The sequence below is a fragment of the Nitrosospira sp. NRS527 genome (assembly GCF_018406445.1).
Lineage (GTDB): Bacteria > Pseudomonadota > Gammaproteobacteria > Burkholderiales > Nitrosomonadaceae > Nitrosospira > Nitrosospira briensis.
Genome location: NZ_AP024515.1, coordinates 524,484 through 546,980, shown reverse-complemented (window position 1 = coordinate 546,980; position 22,497 = coordinate 524,484). Strand labels below are relative to the sequence as shown.

The 22,497-nt window shown below is 53.3% G+C and carries 16 protein-coding genes and 1 pseudogene; 8 read left to right on the top strand and 9 right to left on the bottom strand.

Annotation, left to right across the window (positions count from 1 at the left end):
• Positions 1 to 232: 232 nt before the first annotated feature.
• On the top strand, positions 233 to 1,516 hold the full coding sequence (locus tag KJS40_RS02440; protein ID WP_213538934.1) for a cytochrome P450: 1,284 nt from the start codon (positions 233 to 235) through the stop codon (positions 1,514 to 1,516).
• A 95-nt stretch (positions 1,517 to 1,611) separates the two neighbouring features.
• On the opposite strand, the gene KJS40_RS02435 is transcribed toward KJS40_RS02440, so the two are convergent.
• Complete coding sequence (locus tag KJS40_RS02435; RefSeq protein ID WP_213538933.1) at positions 1,612 to 2,280, bottom strand: ankyrin repeat domain-containing protein; 669 nt, start codon at positions 2,278 to 2,280, stop codon at positions 1,612 to 1,614.
• Positions 2,281 to 2,637: 357 nt separating this feature from the next.
• Between KJS40_RS02435 and KJS40_RS02430 the strand changes: the two genes are divergently transcribed.
• A complete protein-coding gene (locus KJS40_RS02430; protein WP_213538932.1) occupies positions 2,638 to 3,159 on the top strand; it encodes a DUF3617 domain-containing protein in 522 nt (173 codons plus the stop codon).
• A 408-nt stretch (positions 3,160 to 3,567) separates the two neighbouring features.
• Here KJS40_RS02430 and mpl read toward each other — a convergent pair whose 3' ends face one another.
• Entirely contained in the window at positions 3,568 to 4,929 is a 1,362-nt protein-coding gene (gene mpl / locus KJS40_RS02425) for a UDP-N-acetylmuramate:L-alanyl-gamma-D-glutamyl-meso-diaminopimelate ligase (protein WP_213538931.1), read from the bottom strand.
• A gap of 510 nt (positions 4,930 to 5,439) precedes the next feature.
• On the opposite strand from mpl, the gene KJS40_RS02420 reads away from it, so the two are divergent.
• From KJS40_RS02420 to rsmA, 4 genes are all read left to right on the top strand, one after another.
• Positions 5,440 to 8,241 carry an LPS-assembly protein LptD gene (locus tag KJS40_RS02420; RefSeq protein ID WP_213538930.1) on the top strand — a complete coding sequence of 934 codons (2,802 nt, stop codon included), beginning with the start codon at positions 5,440 to 5,442 and terminating at the stop codon, positions 8,239 to 8,241.
• 63 nt (positions 8,242 to 8,304) lie between these two features.
• Positions 8,305 to 9,642: a peptidylprolyl isomerase gene (locus KJS40_RS02415; protein ID WP_213538929.1), complete on the top strand. Its 1,338-nt coding sequence runs from the start codon at positions 8,305 to 8,307 to the stop codon at positions 9,640 to 9,642.
• Positions 9,584 to 10,642 carry a 4-hydroxythreonine-4-phosphate dehydrogenase PdxA gene (pdxA, locus tag KJS40_RS02410; protein WP_244859664.1) on the top strand — a complete coding sequence of 353 codons (1,059 nt, stop codon included), beginning with the start codon at positions 9,584 to 9,586 and terminating at the stop codon, positions 10,640 to 10,642. The genes KJS40_RS02415 and pdxA overlap by 59 nt, the downstream gene beginning before the upstream one ends.
• 57 nt (positions 10,643 to 10,699) lie before the next feature.
• Positions 10,700 to 11,476 carry a 16S rRNA (adenine(1518)-N(6)/adenine(1519)-N(6))-dimethyltransferase RsmA gene (gene rsmA, locus KJS40_RS02405; protein ID WP_213538928.1) on the top strand — a complete coding sequence of 259 codons (777 nt, stop codon included), beginning with the start codon at positions 10,700 to 10,702 and terminating at the stop codon, positions 11,474 to 11,476.
• 22 nt (positions 11,477 to 11,498) lie between these two features.
• Here the strand turns inward: rsmA and KJS40_RS02400 are convergent, their stop codons facing one another.
• Positions 11,499 to 13,433 carry an acyltransferase family protein gene (locus KJS40_RS02400; protein WP_213538927.1) on the bottom strand — a complete coding sequence of 645 codons (1,935 nt, stop codon included), beginning with the start codon at positions 13,431 to 13,433 and terminating at the stop codon, positions 11,499 to 11,501.
• A gap of 47 nt (positions 13,434 to 13,480) precedes the next feature.
• Positions 13,481 to 13,721, bottom strand: a pseudogene (locus KJS40_RS15195) (IS3 family transposase); the annotation flags it as partial.
• A gap of 167 nt (positions 13,722 to 13,888) precedes the next feature.
• On the opposite strand from KJS40_RS15195, the gene KJS40_RS02395 reads away from it, so the two are divergent.
• The gene (locus KJS40_RS02395; RefSeq protein ID WP_213538926.1) at positions 13,889 to 14,095 is read left to right on the top strand and encodes a hypothetical protein; all 207 of its coding nucleotides are present in this window, start codon (positions 13,889 to 13,891) and stop codon (positions 14,093 to 14,095) included.
• 81 nt (positions 14,096 to 14,176) lie between these two features.
• Complete coding sequence (locus tag KJS40_RS02390; protein ID WP_213538925.1) at positions 14,177 to 14,455, top strand: hypothetical protein; 279 nt, start codon at positions 14,177 to 14,179, stop codon at positions 14,453 to 14,455.
• Here KJS40_RS02390 and lpdA read toward each other — a convergent pair.
• The 5 genes from lpdA to leuS form a co-directional block, all read right to left on the bottom strand.
• Positions 14,437 to 16,254, bottom strand: a complete 1,818-nt coding sequence (gene lpdA / locus KJS40_RS02385; protein WP_213538924.1) for a dihydrolipoyl dehydrogenase — start codon at positions 16,252 to 16,254, stop codon at positions 14,437 to 14,439. The genes KJS40_RS02390 and lpdA overlap by 19 nt on opposite strands.
• A 56-nt stretch (positions 16,255 to 16,310) precedes the next feature.
• Positions 16,311 to 17,576 carry a glutamate-5-semialdehyde dehydrogenase gene (locus tag KJS40_RS02380; RefSeq protein WP_213538923.1) on the bottom strand — a complete coding sequence of 422 codons (1,266 nt, stop codon included), beginning with the start codon at positions 17,574 to 17,576 and terminating at the stop codon, positions 16,311 to 16,313.
• 252 nt (positions 17,577 to 17,828) lie between these two features.
• A complete protein-coding gene (holA, locus tag KJS40_RS02375) occupies positions 17,829 to 18,839 on the bottom strand; it encodes a DNA polymerase III subunit delta (protein ID WP_213538922.1) in 1,011 nt (336 codons plus the stop codon).
• A gap of 44 nt (positions 18,840 to 18,883) precedes the next feature.
• Entirely contained in the window at positions 18,884 to 19,372 is a 489-nt protein-coding gene (gene lptE / locus KJS40_RS02370) for an LPS assembly lipoprotein LptE (protein ID WP_213538921.1), read from the bottom strand.
• A gap of 481 nt (positions 19,373 to 19,853) precedes the next feature.
• Positions 19,854 to 22,451, bottom strand: coding sequence for a leucine--tRNA ligase (leuS, locus tag KJS40_RS02365; protein ID WP_213538920.1), 2,598 nt, complete (start codon positions 22,449 to 22,451; stop codon positions 19,854 to 19,856).
• Positions 22,452 to 22,497 lie beyond the last annotated feature (46 nt).

Below are 22,497 nucleotides of genomic sequence, written 5' to 3'. Positions count from 1 at the left end.
ATCCATTAGGACACGAGATGATGGCGAGGCAGGTTGCGAGACAGTTTTGCCGGTTGGGAGAAGTCCATAGCCTGGTCTATGGACGCCGCGCGGGTAGCAGAAATGGCGGCAAAAATGGCCGCAAACTGACCGCCAGCACTCGGGTAGGCTCGCAGAGCCGTCTAATGGATTTATCTGGGTTTAATCCTGATCATTTGACATTTTATAGCTAAAAACTCATAGGGAGCCACAGATGAATGCGAGCACTAGCCGTTACCTCGAGCAATATGATGCCGCCGCCGATTCAGATAAGTTTGCATTGGTACGCCGTTGGATCGATACGGAACCCTTGCCGTTTTTTAAGGAATTGCGCGAAAAGCGACCTATTCTGGTGACGTCAAAATGCACCTTGGTCACACGCTTCGATGACGTCAGGGAAGTGCTGAATATGCCCAAGGTATTCACGGTTGCGCCTTATGCCCCAAAAATGGGCAACTACCTGATGATGCATGATGACGATGCCCTGCACACACGTGAAAAATCCCTGATGCAGTGCATGCTGAATCGCGATGACCTGCCGGCGGTGCGCGAAATGGTGGGCAATATTTCCAGGGAGATACTCGACAATGCCCATGGCAACATCGAGTTGGTCGGCAATTATTGCCGCATGGTGCCTGCCACGCTGGTGCGGGAATATTTCGGACTTACCGGAGCAAAGCGGGCCGATTTGATCGAATGGTCTTACTGGAACCAATGCGATACCTTTCATAACCATCCTTTTGACGCGCTGCCGCCGGAAAAATCCCAATACATCATCGATCGTCACAATGAAACTTCCAAAGAACTTGGAAAGTTCATCGTCGAACTTATTGCTCGCCGCTTGCTGCAAGTAAAGGCTGAACAACTCACCTTTTCGACCCTCATTCGGCTGGACGATGATATCGTGACCAGAATGTTGCGCACGGATTATCCAAAACAACTGGATTTTGATATCAAACGCCTGGGGATTAACGCGGGCGGTCTTTTGATCGGCGCCATCGAGACGACCTCGCAGGCCGTTGCGCAGGTGATGCAGTATCTGCTGGATCACCCAGAATGGCTCGCCAAGGCAACAACCGCTGCTCAGCAGGAAAACACCGCTGAATTCGATGGCTTCGTCTGGGAGGCCCTGCGTTTCGTGCCGATCACGCCTTATTTGTTCCGCACTTGCGAAAGCGACTATACCGCAGCCAAGGGCACGGAACATGCAACGTTGCTTCGTGCGGGAACCTATGTGCTGCCGATAACCTTGTCGGCAATGTTCGATGAGAGAGCGTTCGAGTCACCAGACGAGTTTATCCCGAAGCGTAACTGGTATAACTATTTTCATTTCGGCTTCGGTAGCCATGAGTGCCTGGGGCGCTACGTCGGCATGGTCATGATCCCGGAGATGGTACGCCAGGTCCTGATCCGGCAGAATATTGCGGCTAAAGCTCCAATCGACTATAAGGCCGGCCCTTTCCCGGAACAGTACCACCTTTCCTGGACTTCACAATGAAGACTGCATCATCCGGACGCAGCGAGTCGATCTGCGGATAAGACTGCCGCTGCGGTTGGGGCAGGTCTGCGCCAGGGTGCAGCTCCGTACCGTGCTTATCTGGCTCCCGCATCCTTGAGGAGTGTTACCACATCCTGGTGACGATACTTGGATGCCAGCATGAGTGCGGTTGCGCCGTTACCTGCTGTCGCGTTCACATCGGCCTTGGCGGCGAGCAGTGTTTGCACCACTCCCGTATGGCCGATCTGAGACGCCAGCATGAGTGCGGTAGCGCCATTGCTTAATCTGGCATTTACATCGGCCCCGGCGGCGAGCAGCATTTGTACGATCTGCCGTTGTCCCTCCTGCGATGCCTGCATCAATACGGTAACGCCATCGCCTCTCCTGGCATTCACGTCGGCCTTGGCGGCAATCAGTTCCTGCACCACCTGCCGGTGACCTTTCTGCGAAGCCTGCATCAACGCGGTAGTGCCGTTGCTCGTCTTTGCGTTTACATCCGCCTTGGCCTGGATCAGCACTTGCGCCACCTCTTCATAGCCGCCCTGGGACGCCGCTATCAAGGCGGTAACACCGTCGGGTGCGCGCGCATTCACATTGACTTTTGTGACGAGCAGCGTCTTGACCCGCGAGAGATCGCCGTTGCTGGATGCAGCAATAAGACTTTCCTCATCTTTATCAGCCCACGTATTCGCTGACGCGCACAATAAAAATAGCGCGCCGAAAATAGAGAAACTTCTGCCGATTATTCCAATTTCGTTTTTCATACCAATCCTCATATTCCTGATTTGAGTTGCGGCAGGACTGATAGTTGCGCTGCCGTCGTTCCGGCTCACATTGTGTTCGCCGTTCCCGCTGATTCGATTGATTCCTGCCGCACCGCCGAAGTAAGTCGATCCGGAAATACAGTCATCCTTTCAGTTTTGACGGCAGTACTCTACATTTGTCCAGTTCGATAAATATCGAAGTGATGTATTATCCTGAATCCGGCAGTTGACCGCTCATTGTCAACCAGGCGCTATAACCGAAAAGGATTTTCTGTACCCCTTTTTACCTCTTAAGCTTCACTTTTTTGGTGAGCTCGCTACGGTATGCGATTCAGGATTATCGTTTTTGAGGAATCAATGCGAAAAATTTTTTTATTACTATCATTGCTACCGCTAGTTTCAACTGTAAATGCTGCCGAAAATCACATCCGTCCCGGATTATGGGAAGTCACAACTACGTCGATGCTGCTGGCGCTGGTGCCCCAGATTCCGCCGGAGCAAATGCAGAAACTGACCAGCCTGGCCAAGCAATATGGATTGGACATGCCCCAGATCCAGGATGGTGCGGCGACATCCAGAGTCTGCATTACCCAGCAAATGGCGGATGAAGAAATTCCATCTTATTTTCATGTGCAGGAATCGGGTTGCAGCATCAAAAATGCGATTCGGGCAGAAAACAGCTACAAGATGGATCTTGTCTGTACCCATCCTCAACTAAAAGGCAATGGAAGAGCTGAGGGGACGTTTACAACGCCCGAGCGCTTCTTGGGATGGACCGTATTCAATGGTACTGTACAGGATAATCCTGTCAATGAGCACGCGGATACCAGTGGCCGGTGGATCAGTGCAAGTTGTGGAACGGTGAAATCAGCGCACTGATCTCGCACTTATCTTTTAACCTAAATCAGTAGTTGGACGGGGTGAAGTGCATGGTTCTTGGGGTGCAGGGCAAGGCGCAACGACGCGGAATGCGACCGCGTAGGGCGGAGCAGTGCCTTCCGCAGGAAGGTGCGACCCCGAAGCGGGATGCGGGCGCCCGCTTGCGTGTGGAACGCGATCGCGGCATCCCCTGCGCTGCCCGATCCCCGCTTCGCGGGGTACCTCGGGCGACGCTTTGGGGCGCCGTTCCATTCCAAGGAGTTGCAACGCAGCCATGTGCCGCAAAAACTGTGCAATTCACCCCGTAGCGTTCTCACCCGGAAGGTGAGCATCAAATAATATGAAACATTGTTATTAATCATAACACTGATCATTAAATGAGCGGTCAACTACCGGATTTAGGTTTAATCAGCTCGTCACTCCGTAACGGTCGCGCATGGCTACCAGCAGCTTTTCATGGATTCCGCCGAAACCGCCATTGCTCATGATGAGTATGTGATCGCCGGGCGATGCGGCAGCTGTAATGGCTCCGATCAACGCGCCCAGGTCGTCGTGGTATATGGCTTTCTCACCCAGGGAAACCAGCGCCTCTTTCACATCCCAACCCAGATTGGCCGTATAGCTGAACACCAGGTCCGCCGCCACAAGGCTGTCCGCCAGACTGTCTTTCCATAAACCCATCTTCATCGTGTTGGAACGAGGCTCCAGCACCGCGATGACGCGCGCATTTCTTGTCTTATCGCGCAACCCCTGGAGAGTCGTCCGGATGGCCGTGGGGTGATGGGCAAAATCATCGTAAACGGTGATGCCTTCTACTACACCTCGGACTTCCATCCGGCGTTTGACGTTCTTGAATTCCATCAGCGCACTGATGGAAATATTCACGGGGATACCGGCGTGGCGGGCCGCAGCCAAAGCAGCCAGCGCATTCATCCGGTTGTGCTCGCCCAGCAACTTCCAATGCAGCGTTCCCTGGAATTCCCCCATTAAAGAAATAGCGACCCGGCTGTCGGCCAGAATATCGGCCTGCCAACCGTTCGCTACCCCTACCCTTTCCACGGGTGTCCAGCACCCCCTGTTCAGCACACGCTCCAGGCTCTCTTCCCGGCCATTGGCGATGACAAGGCCGTTGCCGGGAATGATGCGTACGAAATGGTGAAACTGCTGTTCTATCGCGGCAAGGTCGGCAAAGATATCCGCATGATCAAACTCCAGATTATTGAGTATTACCGTTCTTGGGTGAAAGTGGACAAACTTGGAGCGCTTATCGAAAAAAGCGGTGTCATATTCGTCTGCCTCGATGACAAAAAAGCTTGAGCTGCCAAGTCTGGCCGACAATCCGAAGTTTTCCGGAATGCCCCCGATGAGGAATCCCGGTCCCAATCCCGCGTATTCAAGAATCCACGCCAGCATCGCGCTCGTTGTCGTCTTGCCGTGCGTGCCGGCAACAGCCAGAACCCACTTGTCGCGCAAGACATTATCCGAAAGCCACTGCGGCCCCGAAACATAGGGAAGGCTACGATTGAGGATTTCCTCCATGAGCGGATTGCCACGCGTCACTATGTTACCGATGACGAACAGGTCGGGATTCAGCCGGATTTGTTCCGGCGAGAATCCTTCGATCAACTCGATCCCCTGCGAAATGAGTTGACTGCTCATGGGAGGATACACGCCCGCGTCGCAGCCGGTTACCTTATGGCCGGCTGCTCGCGCGATCGTCGCAATACCCCCCATGAATGTGCCGCAAATACCGAGAATATGAATATGCAAGCTTAGCCCCTGAATTTCGTGAATATGAAAATGAGCACGCGCCAACCCGTACCTTACAGCGTAAAATTGAAGCGCAATCGACCGCTCCTCATGAAAAAGACAAAGGGGATAGATCGTCGGCGCAGTAACCTGGCAAGCCGATCAATGCTGCAAATATCCTCATGCAGACCTATGCACTAACAAGAACTTGGGGCGTATACCCGAAGTACGATGGCGCTGCGTTTCGCGGTTCCGTACCAACCGATGACTCGGGGCCTGGGCATTGTTACGCTTAGCCGGCATAGCTTATCTTCTGTTTTTTGTTACACTTACAGCTTTGTTCCCCGTTAACTCATCATCAAGGCCAGCTAGCAGCAGGCTCAACGCAAGGCATCCCTCGATTTTCACAAGCCTGGTTCAAATACGCTACGTGCTCTCACGCTTCGATGTCTGTGATACGAGACTTATAAATCTGAAAACGGAAATTCATCCGTATCAAGAAGATTTCCTCTTCAGGCTGGCTATTCCCAAATGAAATCGCGTTTTTCCCGCCCCATTTGCTGGTCAGTTCTTTTATTTTGCCTCGCATATGATGCGCGCGCAGATACGCCTTCGCCCGCCTCCGGCAGCACATCCGAAAGTACAGCGCCGCCTGCCCGGACAACCAATGACAACAAGCCTGTGCTTATCGACACGGAACGCATACAGGGCCGCCATGAATATGAGGCTGAAGCCAGGGGCGAGGCCGAGCTGCGGCGTGATCGTCTGCGCTCGGCCGAACAAATGAAAGGTCGTCAAAAAACCGATGATAAGGCACTCGGAAATAACGCATCCATTGAACAACTCGGCAGCACGCCGGAAAACGCTCAATCCAGGCCGAAGCAGAACTATACACGATCACCAGCAGAAGAAAATGAGTCTGCTTTGGGCGGCTCGTCCATTGAAACGGAAATAGGTGAAAACGCGGCGGCCCGCGCCGGGGTTGAGCGTGCGCAAGGCCATATGGCGGAAGAAGATGAAGCCACGCTGCGCAGCAGCACCGGGCCTCGTCCCGTCAGCGTAGCCGCGATACCTGGCATCAAACCGGATAAAAACGCTTCGGCTTTTACCGAGGCTCAGCACATTCACGGACACCTGGCACAAGAGGGTGAAGCAAAGCTGCGGCTCGGCGGGGCGGCTGAACCCGAGATTGAAACCGGGCTTGCAGCATCCGACGCGGAGACAGATCCAAAGAAAAACAAGAAGGTATTCGTTGTAGCCGATCGTTTACAAGGACACTCAGGCAAGGAAATCGAAGCGATAGGCAGGGCCGAGCTGTCTAATGGCGATCAGTTCATCTCCGCCGAGCGAATGAAATATCATCAGGATACCGATGATGCGGAGGCCGAAGGCAGCGTGCGTGTCGAGCAACATGGCGACATACTGGAGGGTTCCAAGCTCAAGTTCAACTTGGCAAGCAAAACCGGACAACTGAGCCAGCCCAATTATCGCTTGAAGGATGCCAGCAGCCGAGGCTACGCTGAGACGCTGCTATTTGAGGGCGAGAACCACTATCGGCTTCAAAAAGCAACTTATACCACATGTCCGGCCGGGGATAATGATTGGTTCCTTCAGGTGACGGACCTGAAGCTCGACAATGAAACGAAGAAAGGCACTGCCAAAATGGTTAAACTTACGTTCCTGGACGTACCCATATTGTATACGCCCTGGATGAATTTCTCATATAGCGGACAGCGCAAATCCGGATTGCTTGCCCCCCTGTACGGCTACAACGCCAGAACGGGTATTGATGTTACCGTGCCTTTCTACTGGAACATCGCACCCAATTATGATGCGACACTTTCGGCGCGTCTCATGTCGCGGCGCGGTGTTTCATTCAACAATGAATTCCGCTACATGGACGAAAGATCAAGCGGCACCTTGCTGGGCGATATATTGCCGAATGACTTGGTTACCGGACACACACGCTGGCGTACATCGTTCTTCGATAACCGCTATCTGGGCAATGGCGTGTCGACCCGCCTCGACTATAACAGGGTTTCCGACGACTTCTATTTTCGCGATCTCGGCAATAATCTGAATATTACGTCCAGGACAAACCTGCTGCAGCAGGGCGTAGTGTCTTACAATCGCGCACTGGGAGATGACGGCACGCTTAATGTCAGTACGCTCGTACAGAGTTTTCAGACCATCCAGGATCCGCGCGCGCCCATTACTCCACCCTACAAGCGTTTGCCACAGTTTACGCTCGCCGCAAATAAACCGGACATTCTCGGAGCGGACGTGAATTTTATCGGAAGCTGGACGAACTTTTCGCATCCTACCCTGATAAACGGCACTCGCCTCATGCTCTTTCCCAGCGTTAGTTACCCGCTTCGCAACTCGTTTGCCTACATTACCCCAAAGGTCGCGGTACACCATACCAGATATTATCTGGACGCGACCGCGCCGGACGAGAATCCGACCCGTACCCTGCCCGTCCTCAGCCTGGACAGCGGTATTGCGTTTGACCGCGAGATCGAGTTGCGTGGCGAGCGCTTCACTCAGACCATTGAGCCACGCCTCTTTTATGTGTATGTACCGTTCCGTGACCAGAGTCAGTTGCCCAATTTTGACTCTGCCAGGACGGACTTCGGTTTTGCTCAGATGTTTACCGAAAACCGCTTCAGCGGCAGCGATCGTATCAACGACGCCAACCAGGTGACGATGGCGCTTACTACGCGTCTGATAGAACCTGGCTCGGGAAGGGAGCGCTTGCGTGTCGCCGTTGGGCAGCAGATAAGCTTCATCGATCGCAGGATAAATCTGGATTCACCAGGCACAATAAGCCGTCGGCCGGATTTCGTCGCTGCGGTAACCGGGTTTATCACGCCGACAATCAGCACCGATTCGAGCATGCAATATGATCAGACCAGGTACATGGTCGATGTGATACGCTCAGGATTGAGCTACCGCCCGGAGCCGGGCAGGGTATTAAATGTGGGCTACCGGTTTACCCGCGACGTATTGCATCAGGTTGATGCCTCAAGCCAATGGCGATGGTCGCAGAACTGGCAATCCGTGGCGCGCCTGAATTACTCACTGCAAGACAAGAGAATTCTGGAAGGATTGGCGGGACTTGAGTATAATGCGTGCTGCTGGTCGTTGCGATTCGTGCTCCAGCATCTCGTCACCGCCACCTCGAAATCAACCACAGCGGCTTTTTTGCAACTTGAGTTGAATGGGCTGATGCAAATCGGCTCAAACCCGCTAACTGTCCTGCAGCGTAGTATTCCTGGGTATACCCAGATAGGCAGTCAAGGAAGCAGTCCGTCTGATCAGCGAGATCACTAAACTGGCGTTATTCGCTCAAACCACCGTCACCTCATCCTATATTCCCTGATAACGCTTATTCACATGGGTACGAAATTTTTTTTGCGTCCCCCTGTTCTGGTGACGTTACTGACTGCCGGAGTGATTGCTGCCGCGCAACCGGCCCATTCAGGCAATATTGAGACCATCGATCATATTGTCGCGGTTGTGAATGAGAATGTGATTACACGTCACGAACTGGACGAGGTGCTCAGCGCCACACTCAAACAGTTGGAGAAGCAGGGCGTGCAGCCTCCCCCGCCCGCTATTCTCGAAAAACAGATACTGGACCGCATTATCGTCAATCGGGTCCAGTTACAACTTGCAAAAGAAACCGGCTTGACAGTAGGCGATACCGAGCTCGATCAAACGCTGCGCCGCATCGCTCAGGAAAACAAGATGTCGTTAACGGAGTTTACCAGCGCCCTTGAGCAGGATGGGGTGGCTTTCAGTAAATTTCGGGATGAAATTCGCGATGAGATCATTCTGGTGCGACTGAAAGAACGCGAGGTAAGCAACCGGGTAAGCGTGTCCGAAGGAGAGGTCGATAATTTTCTGGAAACTCAGGAAATCTCGTCCGGAAATAATGACGAATATCGCATTGCGCATATTCTGGTAACGATACCGCAAGGCGCAACCCCTTCACAAAGCGAAGCCCGGCGGTTGAGGGCAGAAGCTGCCCTGGCGCTCTTGACAAGCGGCGCTGAATTTGCGCAGGTCGCTGCCGAATACTCCGATTCTCCCGACGCGATGACAGGCGGTCTACTTGAGTGGCGGCCCGCTGCTCAATTAACGAAAAAATTTGCCGAGTTGTTGACCCCGATGAAACCCGGCGGAATAACGCCGATCGTTTCGAGCCCGGGTGGGTTCCACATCCTCAAACTGGTCGACCGCCGCACCCCGCAAGGCGCCGTAACAGTCGTAGATCAGACCCATGTTCGTCACATTCTTGTAAAAGTCAGCGAGCTTACATCTGAAGCCGATGCCAGACGGCGTATAGCCGACCTGAAAGAGCGCTTAGACCATGGCGGCAGTTTTGAGGAACTGGCAAAACTTCATTCTGAAGATTCCGCATCCTCCTCCGGTGGTGATCTGGGCTGGGTCTCGCCAGGCGATACCGTGCCCGAATTCGAACACGCCATGAACGCGCTTGCACCCAAGCAGGTCAGCGAACCGGTGCAGTCCCCGTTTGGCTGGCATTTGATCCAGGTTCTCGCGCGCCGTTCGCAGGATGTCAGCCAGGAGCGCCAGCGCCAAGCTGCACGCCAGTCCATTCGGACACGCAAAGCGGACGAAGCTTTTCAGGAGTGGCTGCAGCAGTTGCGTGATCGCGCCTATGTCGAATATCGGCTGGAAGGTCAGGATCGGCACGCCGCTGAATAAGAGATCCCACCCTGAGGGGGTCAAAAGACCCAAGCTCGCGCTCACCGTGGGAGAGCCCGCAGGGATTGGTCCTGACTTGTGTGTGCAAATCGCTCAATTGGATCTGCCATACAATCTGATTGTCATTGCCGACCGTCATTTATTGCAGGAGCGCGCCAGGCTACTTCGGCTTCCGCTGGAGATAGCAGACTACTTGCCCGACATCGAGGTTGAGCATAAAACCGGCGGGTTGCAGGTACTGCACCTACCGCTGGCCGAACGTCCGGCTCCAGGAAAGCTGGAGTCGGCGAATGCGCGCTATGTTTTAAAAACGCTGGAACGCGCCGTCGACGGATGCGTCAATGGCGAATTCAGTGCAATGATAACCGCCCCGGTACATAAAGGCACCATCAATGACGCCGGCATCGCATTCACCGGCCACACGGAATACCTCGCGCAACTTACCAACAGCCGGGCGGTAATGATGCTCGTCGGTGGCGGCATGCGAGTAACGCTCGCAACCACTCATTTGCCGCTCAAGGATGTGGCAGCGGCGATCACGTCGGAAACACTCGAACAGAAGCTGCGCATCATCCAGCACGACCTGGCGACACGCTTTGCCATTCCCACTCCCCGCATCGCCGTCGCTGGATTGAACCCTCATGCGGGTGAATCAGGTCATCTTGGCAAAGAAGAGATAGAAACCATCATTCCGGTGCTCGATAAACTGCGTGCCGAAGGTATGGATTTGATCGGTCCGCTGCCAGCCGATACCCTGTTCAATCCATCAAAACTGAAGGAATACGATTGCATATTCGCGATGTACCACGACCAGGGCCTGCCAGTATTGAAGTATGCGAGCTTTGGCAGCGCTGTCAATGTAACGTTGGGATTGCCCCTCATCCGCACCTCGGTGGACCATGGCACTGCTCTTGACCTGGCAGGAACCGGCCGCGCCGATCCAGGCAGTTTGATCGCGGCAATTGAAATGGCGGCGATGCTGGCTGGAAATCAGAAATAGAACCTCCGAATGGCAGCGCCGAACCGTACGCGCGGCACTCACGTTGCCGGATAAACCATGCACATTCCCCGCAAGCGCTTCGGCCAGAATTTTCTAATTGATTCCGGGATCGTAACAGACATAGTTCGCGCTATCCATCCTTCCATAGACGATCTGCTGGTGGAGATCGGGCCGGGGCTGGGCGCATTGACGCGACCCTTGCTGCAATCACTCAATCATTTACATGTCGTGGAAATTGACCGCGATATCGTCGAGCGTTTGCGCCGGGAGTTTTCCGAGAAGAAACTGACGGTTTACTCAGCCGATGCATTGCAATTCGATTTCGCCGCTCTGGGAGAAAATCTGCGAGTTATTGGAAATCTTCCCTACAATATTTCCACGCCTATCCTTTTTCATTTAAGTAAATTCGCCAGCAATATACGGGACATGCATTTCATGCTGCAAAAGGAAGTGGTAGCCCGCATGGTGGCTGCGTCCTCCACTTCGGATTACGGACGGCTTTCGGTGATGCTGCAATACCGCTTCGAAATGGAACAACTCTTCATCGTCCCACCAGAATGTTTCCGCCCCGCTCCAAAGGTGGAGTCGGCGGTTGTTCGCATGATTCCACGCGGGCAACCACTGATTGAAGCCGGCAAGGAAGGGTTATTTGCGCGTATTGTGTCCGCCGCATTTTCCCAGCGGCGCAAAACCTTGCGCAATACGCTGCACGCCCATCTCAAGCCGGAAGATTATCTGGCGCTGGATATCGATCCAATTTCACGCGCGGAGAATTTGTCGGTGGAGCAGTTTGTAGCGATTGCAGACCATCTGGGAGAACGGCAACCCCCGTAATGCGAAACCCGGTTCAATGGATTCATTCGATTGTAGCTTCGCTCCCAATGGGTCTATCAGTAACGCGTTCAACGACTTTCTCGGCAACGAGAAGAGCGCCAGCAACCGACATATGGTGGATATCAAAATAGAGCGCCTTACCATCCCTTACTGCATAACAACTGTTTTCATCACAAAACAGATCTGATGGATTTATTATCGTAACCTCATCCGAGATTTCATTTTTTCTCTCTGTGATATATTTTTGTCGTTCTTCCCACTCTTTTCTTTTTTTACCCGGAATATTTAATGGTGGTGAATCTAATCTGAAAACAAGATGTTCCATATCTTCATCAAGAGATGGAGCCTGTAGAACAAGCACGACATCCTTGCCTGCAGCTTTAAATGCGTGCAGGATCCCTTTATAAGACTGCCAGGGAGCCGCATTTTCATTGGAATCAGAAGCTGCCCAACCCTCTGTGTGATAGGAAACCACTACGGTATCAATACTCTTATCAGCAATAATGTGCGCCATCACTTCCTCGGTCCAATGAGAGCAATTGATACTATCTGAATGAGTTTTATCAATTCTGCCGTATGCTGGAGCGCAACCGCTAAAGGAAAAATGTTTTACACCTTTATTATCCTTTTCCAGAACTTTGGCGAGCGCGTAAGCAAGTTCGACCGCATGACTATCACCTAAAACAGCCCAACTTCCATTGGGTACGTAATACTGACAAGCATTCTCCGGTTTTCTATAGTTCGACCCACTTGTGTGGCACTCCTTTCTTTTTGGGCTTCGAGCAACTGTTGCAAGAATCTGTTTTTGCATATAATTTGTTCTTATATCGACAAATCCTCGCGTCAAAACCCCCGCTAAACCGAACAGAACAAAGAACGCCGTAAAGAATAGAGTTGATGTAACGAGACTCTTTCTGCTCACCTCACGCTTATTTCTGAATGGTCTCTCAACAAAGCGCCAACTCAAGTAAGCAGCAGCAATGGCTAAAAGTATCAGCGGTATAAAAACATCTGTACCGGGATCCGCAAGGGCTACGTGGCGAGCAAAAGCAAATAACGGCTGATGCCATAGATATACGCTGTAGCTTATTAGTCCAAGACCAACTAAAACCTTGCTTGAAAGTATTTTGCCGACTATTGTTTGCTGTGTGGCAAACAAGACAATGAATGCGGCGCCTACAGTTGGCATGAGCGTATACAGACTTGGAAAAAGCGTTTTCCTGTCAAAAACAAATATGGAATATACGATTAAAAATAAACCAAAAATACTCAGAAATTGAATGAGGTGAGAGGAGTCACCGGATTTTATTTTTGTACCCTCTCTACCAAATAAATGAAATGCTGCAAATACGCCGATTATCAGTTCCCATATACGAGTCGGCAACAGAAAAAAAGTGGCTTGTGGATGATTTGATGCACCCCAGTGGGCTAGTGCCAAACTGGTTAGTGCCACTACGATTAATATGCCAATAACCCAATGCCTTCGAAGTCGCCATGTCAGCACCAGGAAAGCAGGAAACAATAAGTAGTATTGCTCCTCAACAGCCAAACTCCATGTATGTAGTAATGCCTTAAGTTCGGACGCCGTATCAAAATAGCCACTTCTTTGCCAGAACAAAAAGTTTGATACAGCAACCGGAACAGCAATAAGGCTCTCGGAGAAGTCCTTCATATCGCGTGGCGGCAACCAATACCATGCGAACGGAATATACGCAAGCATGACGAAAAACAGTGCGGGCAATATTCTTCTCATTCTTCGCTCATAAAAATCCACTAACGAGAATGTGCCTGCTTCTTTTTCCGTAAGAATGATGGACGTAATGAGATAGCCGCTGATCACGAAGAATACGTCAACGCCAACAAAACCACCGCTGAATGTGTCAGAACCTGCGTGAAAAAGTATGACTGGAACGACTGCCAAGGCGCGTAGCCCGTCAATTTCGCGCCGATATTCCATATTTTATAAGATGAGGTTTTGCAAAATCTTGAATTGCGCTGTTTTCACTAGACGCTATCGAGCTGGTTGAGTTGGTTGAGTTGGTTGATATAGCGCTTTTCGCACTCTACTGGAGACAGGCCATGGTGTAACCATATTGCCGGATTGGGTTATAAAACATTTCGATGTAATCGAACATATCACGCAAGCTTGTTCGCGGTTGACATGGACCCTTCGACATAGCCGCTGCCGCTTGAGCAACTGGAAGAAACTTTCGGCCACAGCATCATCATGACAGTTGCCATGTCGACCCTGGCCGCCTACGAGGTTGCGGGAATCCATGGCAAATCCAGGTCAAATCCATAGAACCTATGGGGTCACAATCGTAGCGGATTCCGGATGCCGTTCTATCGTTACCTCGAGCACACATTGGGCCGGTATTGGGTGGAGCGTATTCGTAACCATGATTTTATCCGTTGGCAGAACACCACCGATTCATGGTTCAGGCGACGTCGTTGTATTCGAAGGCCAACACCCAACCCACTGACTTGGGTACGGTGCAGTGGGAATGGCGGTGCGCGCTTGCCGCTTTTCTCGTCCTGGTGCGGCAACCCAAGCCAGCCCAGGAAAGGGCCGTGGCGATGCAATCAATCGGGTCAGCAGAGTCGGTCATGCTACAGTAAAAAACAAGCCAGGCGCGAAAAAAGAGCCCTGGCTACCGGCGGCCTTCCTATCGCTCTACTCGTTTACCGCCAGGACAGATCATGAAGCTGTATCAGGCACGGATGGAAATCGAGGAGGGTTTCCTCGATAGCGAGAATCGCTGTGGCTTAGGTGTGGCCCAAGCCAATCGCATTGGTCAGCAGCGTCGCGCGAACTTGCTGCTGATCGCCAAACAGGTGCGCGTGAGTTCCTCCAGCAAACGTGATCCCTATTCGGTGATCTTTCCCGCGCATTTGCTCCTGCGACAATCCGTATTTCGATTATTACCCAATCAAATCTTGCAATCACTCACAACGATCAATCATCTCTTCGGCATATAGAGATCAGTTATCGTCCCTTCTGCAATTTCAGCTGCAAAAAACACCGTTTCAGATAATGTCGGATGCGGATGAATGGTGAGCCCGATATCTTCCATATCTGCGCCCATTTCCAACCCCAGTACGGTTTCAGAGATCAGTTCGCCCGCGTTGACGCCTACTATGCCGGCACCGAGAATGCGGCGGGTTTTCTTGTCCAGCAATAGCTTGGTAAAGCCTTCATCCCGCGCCATGGCAAGTGCGCGGCCGCTTGCGGCCCACGGGAACGCCGCCTTTTCATATTCCACGCCTTGCTTTTTGGCTTCCGTTTCGGTTAATCCCATCCAGGCAATTTCCGGATCGGTGTAGGCCACCGACGGAATGGCGCGTGCGTCGAATGCCGCATTTTTCATTTTTTCCCCGCCGGCAATGATTTCCGCGGCAAGCTTGCCTTCGTGCGAGGCTTTGTGCGCCAGCATGGGCTCGCCGACGATATCGCCGATTGCAAAAATATGCGGCACATTGGTGCGCAACTGCTTATCCACGGAGATGAAGCCACGCTCATTCACGTTGACGCCGGCACGTTCGGCGCCGATATCGCGTCCGTTGGGGCGGCGGCCCACCGCCATGAGAATGCAGTCATACGTTTGCGGCTCCAGCGTAGTTTCCGGCGTAGTGTTTGAGTTCTGTTCTTCCTCAAATGTCACTTTCAGTCCATTTTCTTGAGACTCGATTCCGGTAACCCTGGTTTTCAGATAGATCGCCTCGTAGCGCTTCTGTATGCGCTTGTGCAGCGGTTTGATAAGGTCTGAATCCGCGCCGGGAATCAATTGATCCATCAATTCGACCACGCTCACTTTCGAACCCAGCGCGTCATAAACCGTTGCCATTTCCAGGCCGATTATGCCGCCACCGATAATGAGCATGCGCTTTGGAATTTCCTCCAGCTTCAACGCGCCGGTCGAATCGATGATACGGGGATCATCATATGGAAAACCGGGAATACGTGCCGCGCTTGAACCCGCGGCGATGATGCAATGTTCAAACGACACATTTTTCTGACCGTCTGCTGTTTCCACCTGCATCATATTGGGCGAGGTGAACTTGCCGATGCCTCGCACAACCTCGACCTTGCGCTTCTGCGCCAACCCCGACAACCCTTTTGTGAGCTTGCCGGTGATGGAATCCTTCCATTTTCGCAGTTTGTCTATTTCTATGCCGGGCTTGCCGAAAACAATGCCCTGCTGAGCCGTTTCCTCGGCATCGGTAATGACTTTTGCCACGTGCAGCAGTGCCTTGGATGGAATACAGCCGACATTGAGGCATACACCGCCCAGCGTTGGGTAACGCTCGATCAATACCACCTTCTTGCCAAGATCGGCGGCACGGAACGCAGCGGTGTAGCCGCCCGGGCCCGCACCCAGCACTACGATATCGGCATGGATGTCGCCGCGCGGCACAGCGGTGGTGGAATTGTCTGTTGTAGTTTTCAGATCGACGATGACAGGTTGACCTTGCTCCCCTTCGTCTTTTTTTTGATCTGGATCAAGCGTGGCGTCGGGAGAAATTTTTCCGTTCTGCTCAGCCGCCTCCAGCATCAGTATGACTGATCCTTCTGAAACCTTATCGCCAAGCTTGACGTTGATTTCCTTCACAATGCCGGCTTGAGGCGAAGGAATCTCCATCGCCGCCTTTTCGGTTTCAAGCGTGATAAGCGACGTTTCCTTTTCCACCGTCTCGCCCGGTTTCACCAGGATTTCGATAACGGGAACATCCTTGAAGTCACCGATATCGGGGATTTTGATTTCGATAAGTTGAGCCATGACAACCTTGATTGAGGGAAAAAACTGAACTCCCTGTTGGAAGTTTATTACCGGATCTATTGCCTGACGTGTCCGTCACCCAGCACAATGAATTTCTGGCTGGTCAGCCCTTCCAGCCCCACCGGGCCACGGGCGTGTATTTTGTCGGTCGAGATGCCTATTTCCGCACCGAGGCCATACTCGAACCCATCGGCGAAACGGGTGGAGGCATTCACCATCACTGAGCTGGAATCCACCTCACGCAGGAAACGGCGGGCGCGACCATAGTCTTCTGTAATGATCGAATCGGTATGCTGCGAGCCATAAACGGCAATGTGCTCGATAGCCTGATCCAGCCCGCTTACCACACGTATGCTCAGAATCGGCGCGAGATACTCGGTATGCCAGTCTTCTTCCGTCGCTTCGCTCATCTGCGCAACAATGGCGCGGGAAGCGGCATCGCCGCGCAGTTCCACACCCTTGTCCAGATAGATCTGGCAAAGGGAAGGCAGTACTTCCCCCGCGATGGCCTCATGCACCAGCAGTGTTTCCATGGTATTGCAAGTGCCGTAGCGCTGGGTTTTCGCGTTGTCTGCGACGCGAATAGCCTTGGCGAGATCGGCGCCGTCATCGATATAAACATGACAGACGCCGTGCAAATGCTTGATGACAGGAATACGCGCTTCGTTGGAGATACGCTCGATCAGCCCCTTGCCCCCGCGCGGCACGATTACGTCAACGAATTCTTTCATGGTGATGAGCTCGCCCACGGCTGCCCTATCCGTGGTTTCTACTATCTGTATAGCCGTTTCCGGCAGCCCGGCAGCTTTCAACCCTTCCTTCACGCATGCTGCGATCGCCTGATTACTAAGGATCGCTTCCGATCCGCCGCGCAGTATCGCCGCGTTGCCTGCCTTGAGGCATAGTCCCGCCGCGTCCGCCGTGACATTAGGCCGCGCCTCATAAATGATGCCGATCACGCCAAGCGGCACGCGCATTTTTCCGACCTGGATGCCAGCGGGACGGTACTTCAGGTCGCTGATTTCGCCCACCGGATCGGACAGCGCCGCGATTTGCAACAGACCTTCCGCCATGCCCGCAATGCTTTTGGGGGTGAGCGTCAGGCGATCGATCAAAGCCGGTTCCAGCCCCCGGGTTTTCGCATTGTCCACGTCGCCGGCATTTGCGGCCAACAGTTGCTGCTCGTCACGCTTGATGGCCAAGGCCATGAGCGTGAGCGCCCGGTTTTTGTCCGCGGGCTCGGCCTTGGCCATCAGACGTGATGCGGCGCGAGCTTCACGTCCTATTGATTGCATGTAAGTCTTGATGTCGATGATGTCCATGCCACAGTCCCATTTAGACAATGAATTAAATAAGTGCGAAATTCCAGCGATATTAGCCGGCGCTATACGCTGGCGATATCGCTGGTATTAAGAATGGCGAGCAAACTATAAAGGCGTCATACGGCGGAGGCCAATATCCAGCGACTGGTAAAACATCCCTCCGGGCTTGGACCATATTCCGGCTCACCCCGGAACGACGAACCCGACCCTATCACCCCGCGGATAAATAGCATGAGAACACCAGCAATGTTGCTAGCGCTTGGTAACCGCGAAGCGCAACCCCAGTTGCAGTAATTCATCCCACGCATCCCCCTTGGCAACACCCTTGCTGATCCTGTCTATTTTCGCGGCATGCATCAAGGCCGACACCAATGGCTTGAGATCAAGACGCCTGGCGGCGCTTTCCATTGCTTTCTGTTGATCTCCCCAGGCTCTTATCTGACTCATCAGTTGCGTGAGAGACCTACCCGAATCCAGTCCTTTACGAATCGTTATCAACGAGCGTATTTGCCCCGCAAGCGTGTTCACGATCAGCGGCAATGCCGCGCCCTCGCCCTGCAAACCTTCCAGCATGCGGGTATAACGCGCGGTTTCGCCCGCCATCATTGCACCGGATAACTTGAAAACGTCGTAGCGCGCCACATCCAGTACCGCATCTTTTACCTGATCGAAGGACAACACCCCAGGCGGATAAAGCAATGCAAGTTTCTTGAGTTCCTGATAAGCCGCAATCAGGTTACCCTCAACCTTGTCGGCCAGAAACTGCACGGTATCCGGATCGGTTTTCTGTGCTTGCATGTCCAAGCGTTGGCCGATCCACATGGGCAAGCGGGTGCGTTCCACGGGATAGACCTGAACCATCACCCCCCCGCCTTCAAGCGCCTTGAACCACTTTGTTGCTGCGGCCTGCTTGTCGATTTTGGGCAAAGTAACGAGCGTGACGGTATCGGGCGGCAGCGAACGGCAATATCCTTCCATTACCGCACTGCCCGGATTTCCCGGTTTACCGGACGGTATACGGATATCCATTATACGTCTTTCACCGAATAGCGACAGGCTGCTGCTGCGCTGCTGCAGATCCATCCAGTTGAAATGATGGTCTATGGTAAAAATCTCACGCTCGATATAGCCTGCCTGATGTGCCCTGGCACGAATCAGATCCGCAGCCTCGATAGTCAGCAGCAACTCGTCGCCGAATACCGTATAGAGCGGCGCAAGCTGCTTCCGAAGATGCTGGAAAAGGTTATCGGAGGTAATACGCATGGCATTCCTTTACGGCACGAGATCCGGCCATTCTTGCGGCGCCATTATCCTTTCGCTACCTTAATCGCTTCCAATCGCCGCATGATCTGCCCCGCGGAATCGCTTTGCATTTCTCTGACGAGCATCGCTTCCTCTCCCTCTTTCCCCACTACTTGCGCGTCGGTATAAGGGAGAATGCGACGCTGTACAATCTCGTTGGTAGGGATGAGTTCTGCTCCCTTGGCATCGACCAGGCGAAATGAAATCCGATAGAAGATCTCAAATTCCCGCACCCGTCCGCCTCCCGATACCGACATGATTTGTTTGTTATTCGTTACACTGACAATTTCCAGTATAGCCTGGGCATCTTTCGACTTCTCAACAATACGGGTATTCGTGCCGCCCTTGATGAGGCGCCTGAGATCGGTACCAATAGTATGCCCCGCGGGGAATGCTATATAGAGTGTTTCAAATGGCAGGTTAGCCTGGCCGCGCAATTGAAAGCCACAGGCAGTCAGAAAAAAACAGAATACAATCAGCAGAATTTTTCTCATGCGGGAATCCTCACATTCAGTTTTAACCTAAATCCGGTAGTTGGACGGGGAGAAGTGTACGGTTTTTGGGGTGCAGGGCAAGGCGCAACGACGCGGAATGCGACCGCGTAGGGCGGAGCAGTGCCTTCCGCAGGAAGGTGCGACCCCGAAGCGGGATGCGGGCGCCCCCTTGCGTGTGGAACGCGATCGCGGCATCCCCTGCGCTGCCCGATCCCCGCTTCGCGGGGCCCCTCGGGCGACGCTTCGGGGCGCCGTTCCATTCCAAGGAGTTGCAACGCAGCCATGTGCCGCAAAAACCGTGCAATTCACCCCGTAGCGGTCTCACCCGGAAGGCGAGCGTAAAATAATATGAAATAGTGTTATTAATCAAGGTACTGATCTATTAAATGAGCGGTCAACTACCGGATTTAGGTTTAAGGAACCTCTGAACAGGTCCCGCAAAGCGCCTTTACGCCCCCATCGGACTTGTTCAGGAATTTCTTCAGACAACGATGTTCACCAACCTGCCCGGCACGATCACGATCTTCCTCACTTCGCCAGCGATGAATTTACGCACCGGCTCGCTTTCCAGCGCGAGACGCTCAATAACCGCGGACTCTGTATCCCTGGCGACGCGTATCTTGCCGCGCAGTTTGCCGTTGACCTGGACTATCAGTTCAATCTCATCCTGGACAAGCGCCGTGCTATCGACTTGCGGCCAGGACTGATCTAGGAGTTCGGTTCCCGGCTTAAGTTCACGCCATAGGGCGTGACAGATGTGGGGAATGATGGGCGATAACAGCAATACAATGCTTTCCATCGCTTCCTGCATCAAGCTGCGCGCAGCCGGGCTGGGATCCTGCAGCTTTCCAAGCGCGTTCATTAACTCCATCACGGCTGCAATGGCGGTATTGAAGGTGTGCCGCCTGCCCAGATCGTCGCCAACCTTGGCGATAGTCTGATGCAATTGGTAACGCAAGGACCGTAGTTCCGGGCCGAGGTCTTCATTTTGAGCCGAACGGTCAATCGCCCCGCCTTGCTGCATATGTTCATATACCTGTTTCCATAACCGCTTCAGAAAGCGGAATGCGCCATCTATCCCGGCATCTGCCCATTCGAGGGTCTGCTCGGGCGGGCTCGCGAACATCATGAACAGCCGTGCGGTATCGGCCCCATATTGTTCCACCAGTTTTTGCGGATCGACGCCGTTATTCCTGGATTTCGACATGGTACCGATTCCGCCCAACTCCACCGGTCGACCATCCGCACGCAGCAATGCGCCAATACGCCGGCCTTGTTCATCGGTTTGAATATCCACGTCCGCCGGATTGAAATATACGATACGTCCGGTTTCCGTTTTTCGAAACATGATCTCGTTCAGAACCATGCCTTGAGTCAGCAGGTTGGCGAATGGCTCGTCGAACGCAACCAGCCCGAGATCGTGCATGACCTTGCTCCAGAAACGAGAGTAGAGAAGATGCAAGATGGCGTGTTCGATGCCGCCGATGTACTGGTCCACCGGCAGCCAGTAATTCACACGCGCATCGACCATGCTCTTGTTCTGGTCGGCACAGGCGTAGCGGATGTAATACCATGACGAGTCGACAAAAGTATCCATGGTGTCTGTTTCCCGCCGCGCCGGCTTGCCGCAGCGGGGACACTGGCATGCGTAAAATGATGGGGTCTTCGCTAACGGGTTACCGGACCCGTCCGGCACAAGGTTGTCCGGCAGCACGACGGGAAGCTGGTCATCAGGCACCGGTACCACACCACATGCCTCACAATAAATAAGAGGAATAGGACAGCCCCAGTAGCGCTGGCGTGAAATGCCCCAGTCGCGGAGACGGTAGTGCACACGTTTTTCACCCAACCCCTTATGTTTCAACGCTGCCGCGATTGCGTCCACTGCCGCCTGAAATACAAGACCGGAAAATTCACCTGAATCAAACGTAAGACCGTACTCCGCGTACGCCTGCGTAAGCGGCATACCCAGATCGGAACCAACCGGTTTGATCACGGGCTTGATCGGTAGCGAGTATTTTGTCGCGAACTCAAAATCACGCTCGTCGTGCGCCGGCACCGCCATTACCGCGCCTTCGCCGTAACCCATGAGTACGTAATTGGCTATCCATACCGGAAGTCTTGCTCCCGTCAGCGGATGGATGACAAACAGCCCTGTGTCCATCCCTTTCTTTTCCTGGGTCGCGAGTTCCGCCTCCATGGTGCCGCCATGCTTGCACACCTCGATGAACTCAGCGAGGTCGGGTCTGTTTTCCGCCGCGTATAATGCAACCGGATGCTCCGCTGCCACAGCAACGTACGTTACGCCCAGCAGCGTATCCGCGCGTGTGGTAAAAACTTTCAACGCCTGGGGCGTGCCGGATGCGACATCGGCGGGAAACGTCACGTCGACCCCGAAGCTCTTGCCGATCCAGTTGGCCTGCATGGTCTTTACCCGTTCAGGCCAACCGGGGAGCGTATCCAATGTGTCCAGCAGCTCATCGGCATACGCGGTAATCTTCATGTAATACATCGGGATTTCGCGCTTTTCTACCAATGCGCCGGTGCGCCAGCCCCGTCCGTCTATGACCTGCTCATTGGCCAGCACCGTCTGATCGACCGGATCCCAGTTGACCGTGCCGGTCGTTCTGTAAGCCAATCCTTTTTCCAGCATTCGCAGAAACAGCCATTGATTCCACCGGTAGTACTCCGGACTGCAGGTTGCGAGCTCGCGGCTCCAGTCGATGGCGAGCCCCAGACTCTGCAGCTGCTTGCGCATGTAAGCGATGTTATCGTGCGTCCACTTCGCCGGCGGCACATTGTTTTGCATCGCCGCATTCTCCGCAGGTAAACCGAAAGCATCCCAGCCCATGGGTTGCAGAACGTTGTAACCGAGCATACGGCGATAGCGTGACAGCACGTCGCCAATCGTATAATTGCGTACGTGCCCCATGTGCAGCTTGCCCGATGGATAGGGAAACATGGAGAGGCAGTAATATTTTTGCTTTTCGGGGATCTCTACGGCTCTGAACGCAGCGGTATCGTTCCAGTGCCGCTGGGCTTCCGCTTCGATTTCCTGTGGGTGATATTTTTCCTGCATAAAATTCGGCTTTCCTGCCACAAAACATGGAATTATACCGCTATCC

Coding starts and splice junctions, on each gene's coding strand:
- lptE (WP_213538921.1), bottom strand. CDS start 19,372: ATGAGAAAAATTCTGCTGATTGTATTCTGTTTTTTTCTGACTGCCTGT.
- KJS40_RS02430 (WP_213538932.1), top strand. CDS start 2,638: ATGCGAAAAATTTTTTTATTACTATCATTGCTACCGCTAGTTTCAACT.
- KJS40_RS02380 (WP_213538923.1), bottom strand. CDS start 17,576: ATGGACATCATCGACATCAAGACTTACATGCAATCAATAGGACGTGAA.
- rsmA (WP_213538928.1), top strand. CDS start 10,700: ATGCACATTCCCCGCAAGCGCTTCGGCCAGAATTTTCTAATTGATTCC.
- KJS40_RS02390 (WP_213538925.1), top strand. CDS start 14,177: ATGAAGCTGTATCAGGCACGGATGGAAATCGAGGAGGGTTTCCTCGAT.
- holA (WP_213538922.1), bottom strand. CDS start 18,839: ATGCGTATTACCTCCGATAACCTTTTCCAGCATCTTCGGAAGCAGCTT.
- KJS40_RS02420 (WP_213538930.1), top strand. CDS start 5,440: ATGAAATCGCGTTTTTCCCGCCCCATTTGCTGGTCAGTTCTTTTATTT.
- leuS (WP_213538920.1), bottom strand. CDS start 22,451: ATGCAGGAAAAATATCACCCACAGGAAATCGAAGCGGAAGCCCAGCGG.
- KJS40_RS02440 (WP_213538934.1), top strand. CDS start 233: ATGAATGCGAGCACTAGCCGTTACCTCGAGCAATATGATGCCGCCGCC.
- KJS40_RS02435 (WP_213538933.1), bottom strand. CDS start 2,280: ATGAAAAACGAAATTGGAATAATCGGCAGAAGTTTCTCTATTTTCGGC.
- KJS40_RS02400 (WP_213538927.1), bottom strand. CDS start 13,433: ATGGAATATCGGCGCGAAATTGACGGGCTACGCGCCTTGGCAGTCGTT.
- KJS40_RS02415 (WP_213538929.1), top strand. CDS start 8,305: ATGGGTACGAAATTTTTTTTGCGTCCCCCTGTTCTGGTGACGTTACTG.
- lpdA (WP_213538924.1), bottom strand. CDS start 16,254: ATGGCTCAACTTATCGAAATCAAAATCCCCGATATCGGTGACTTCAAG.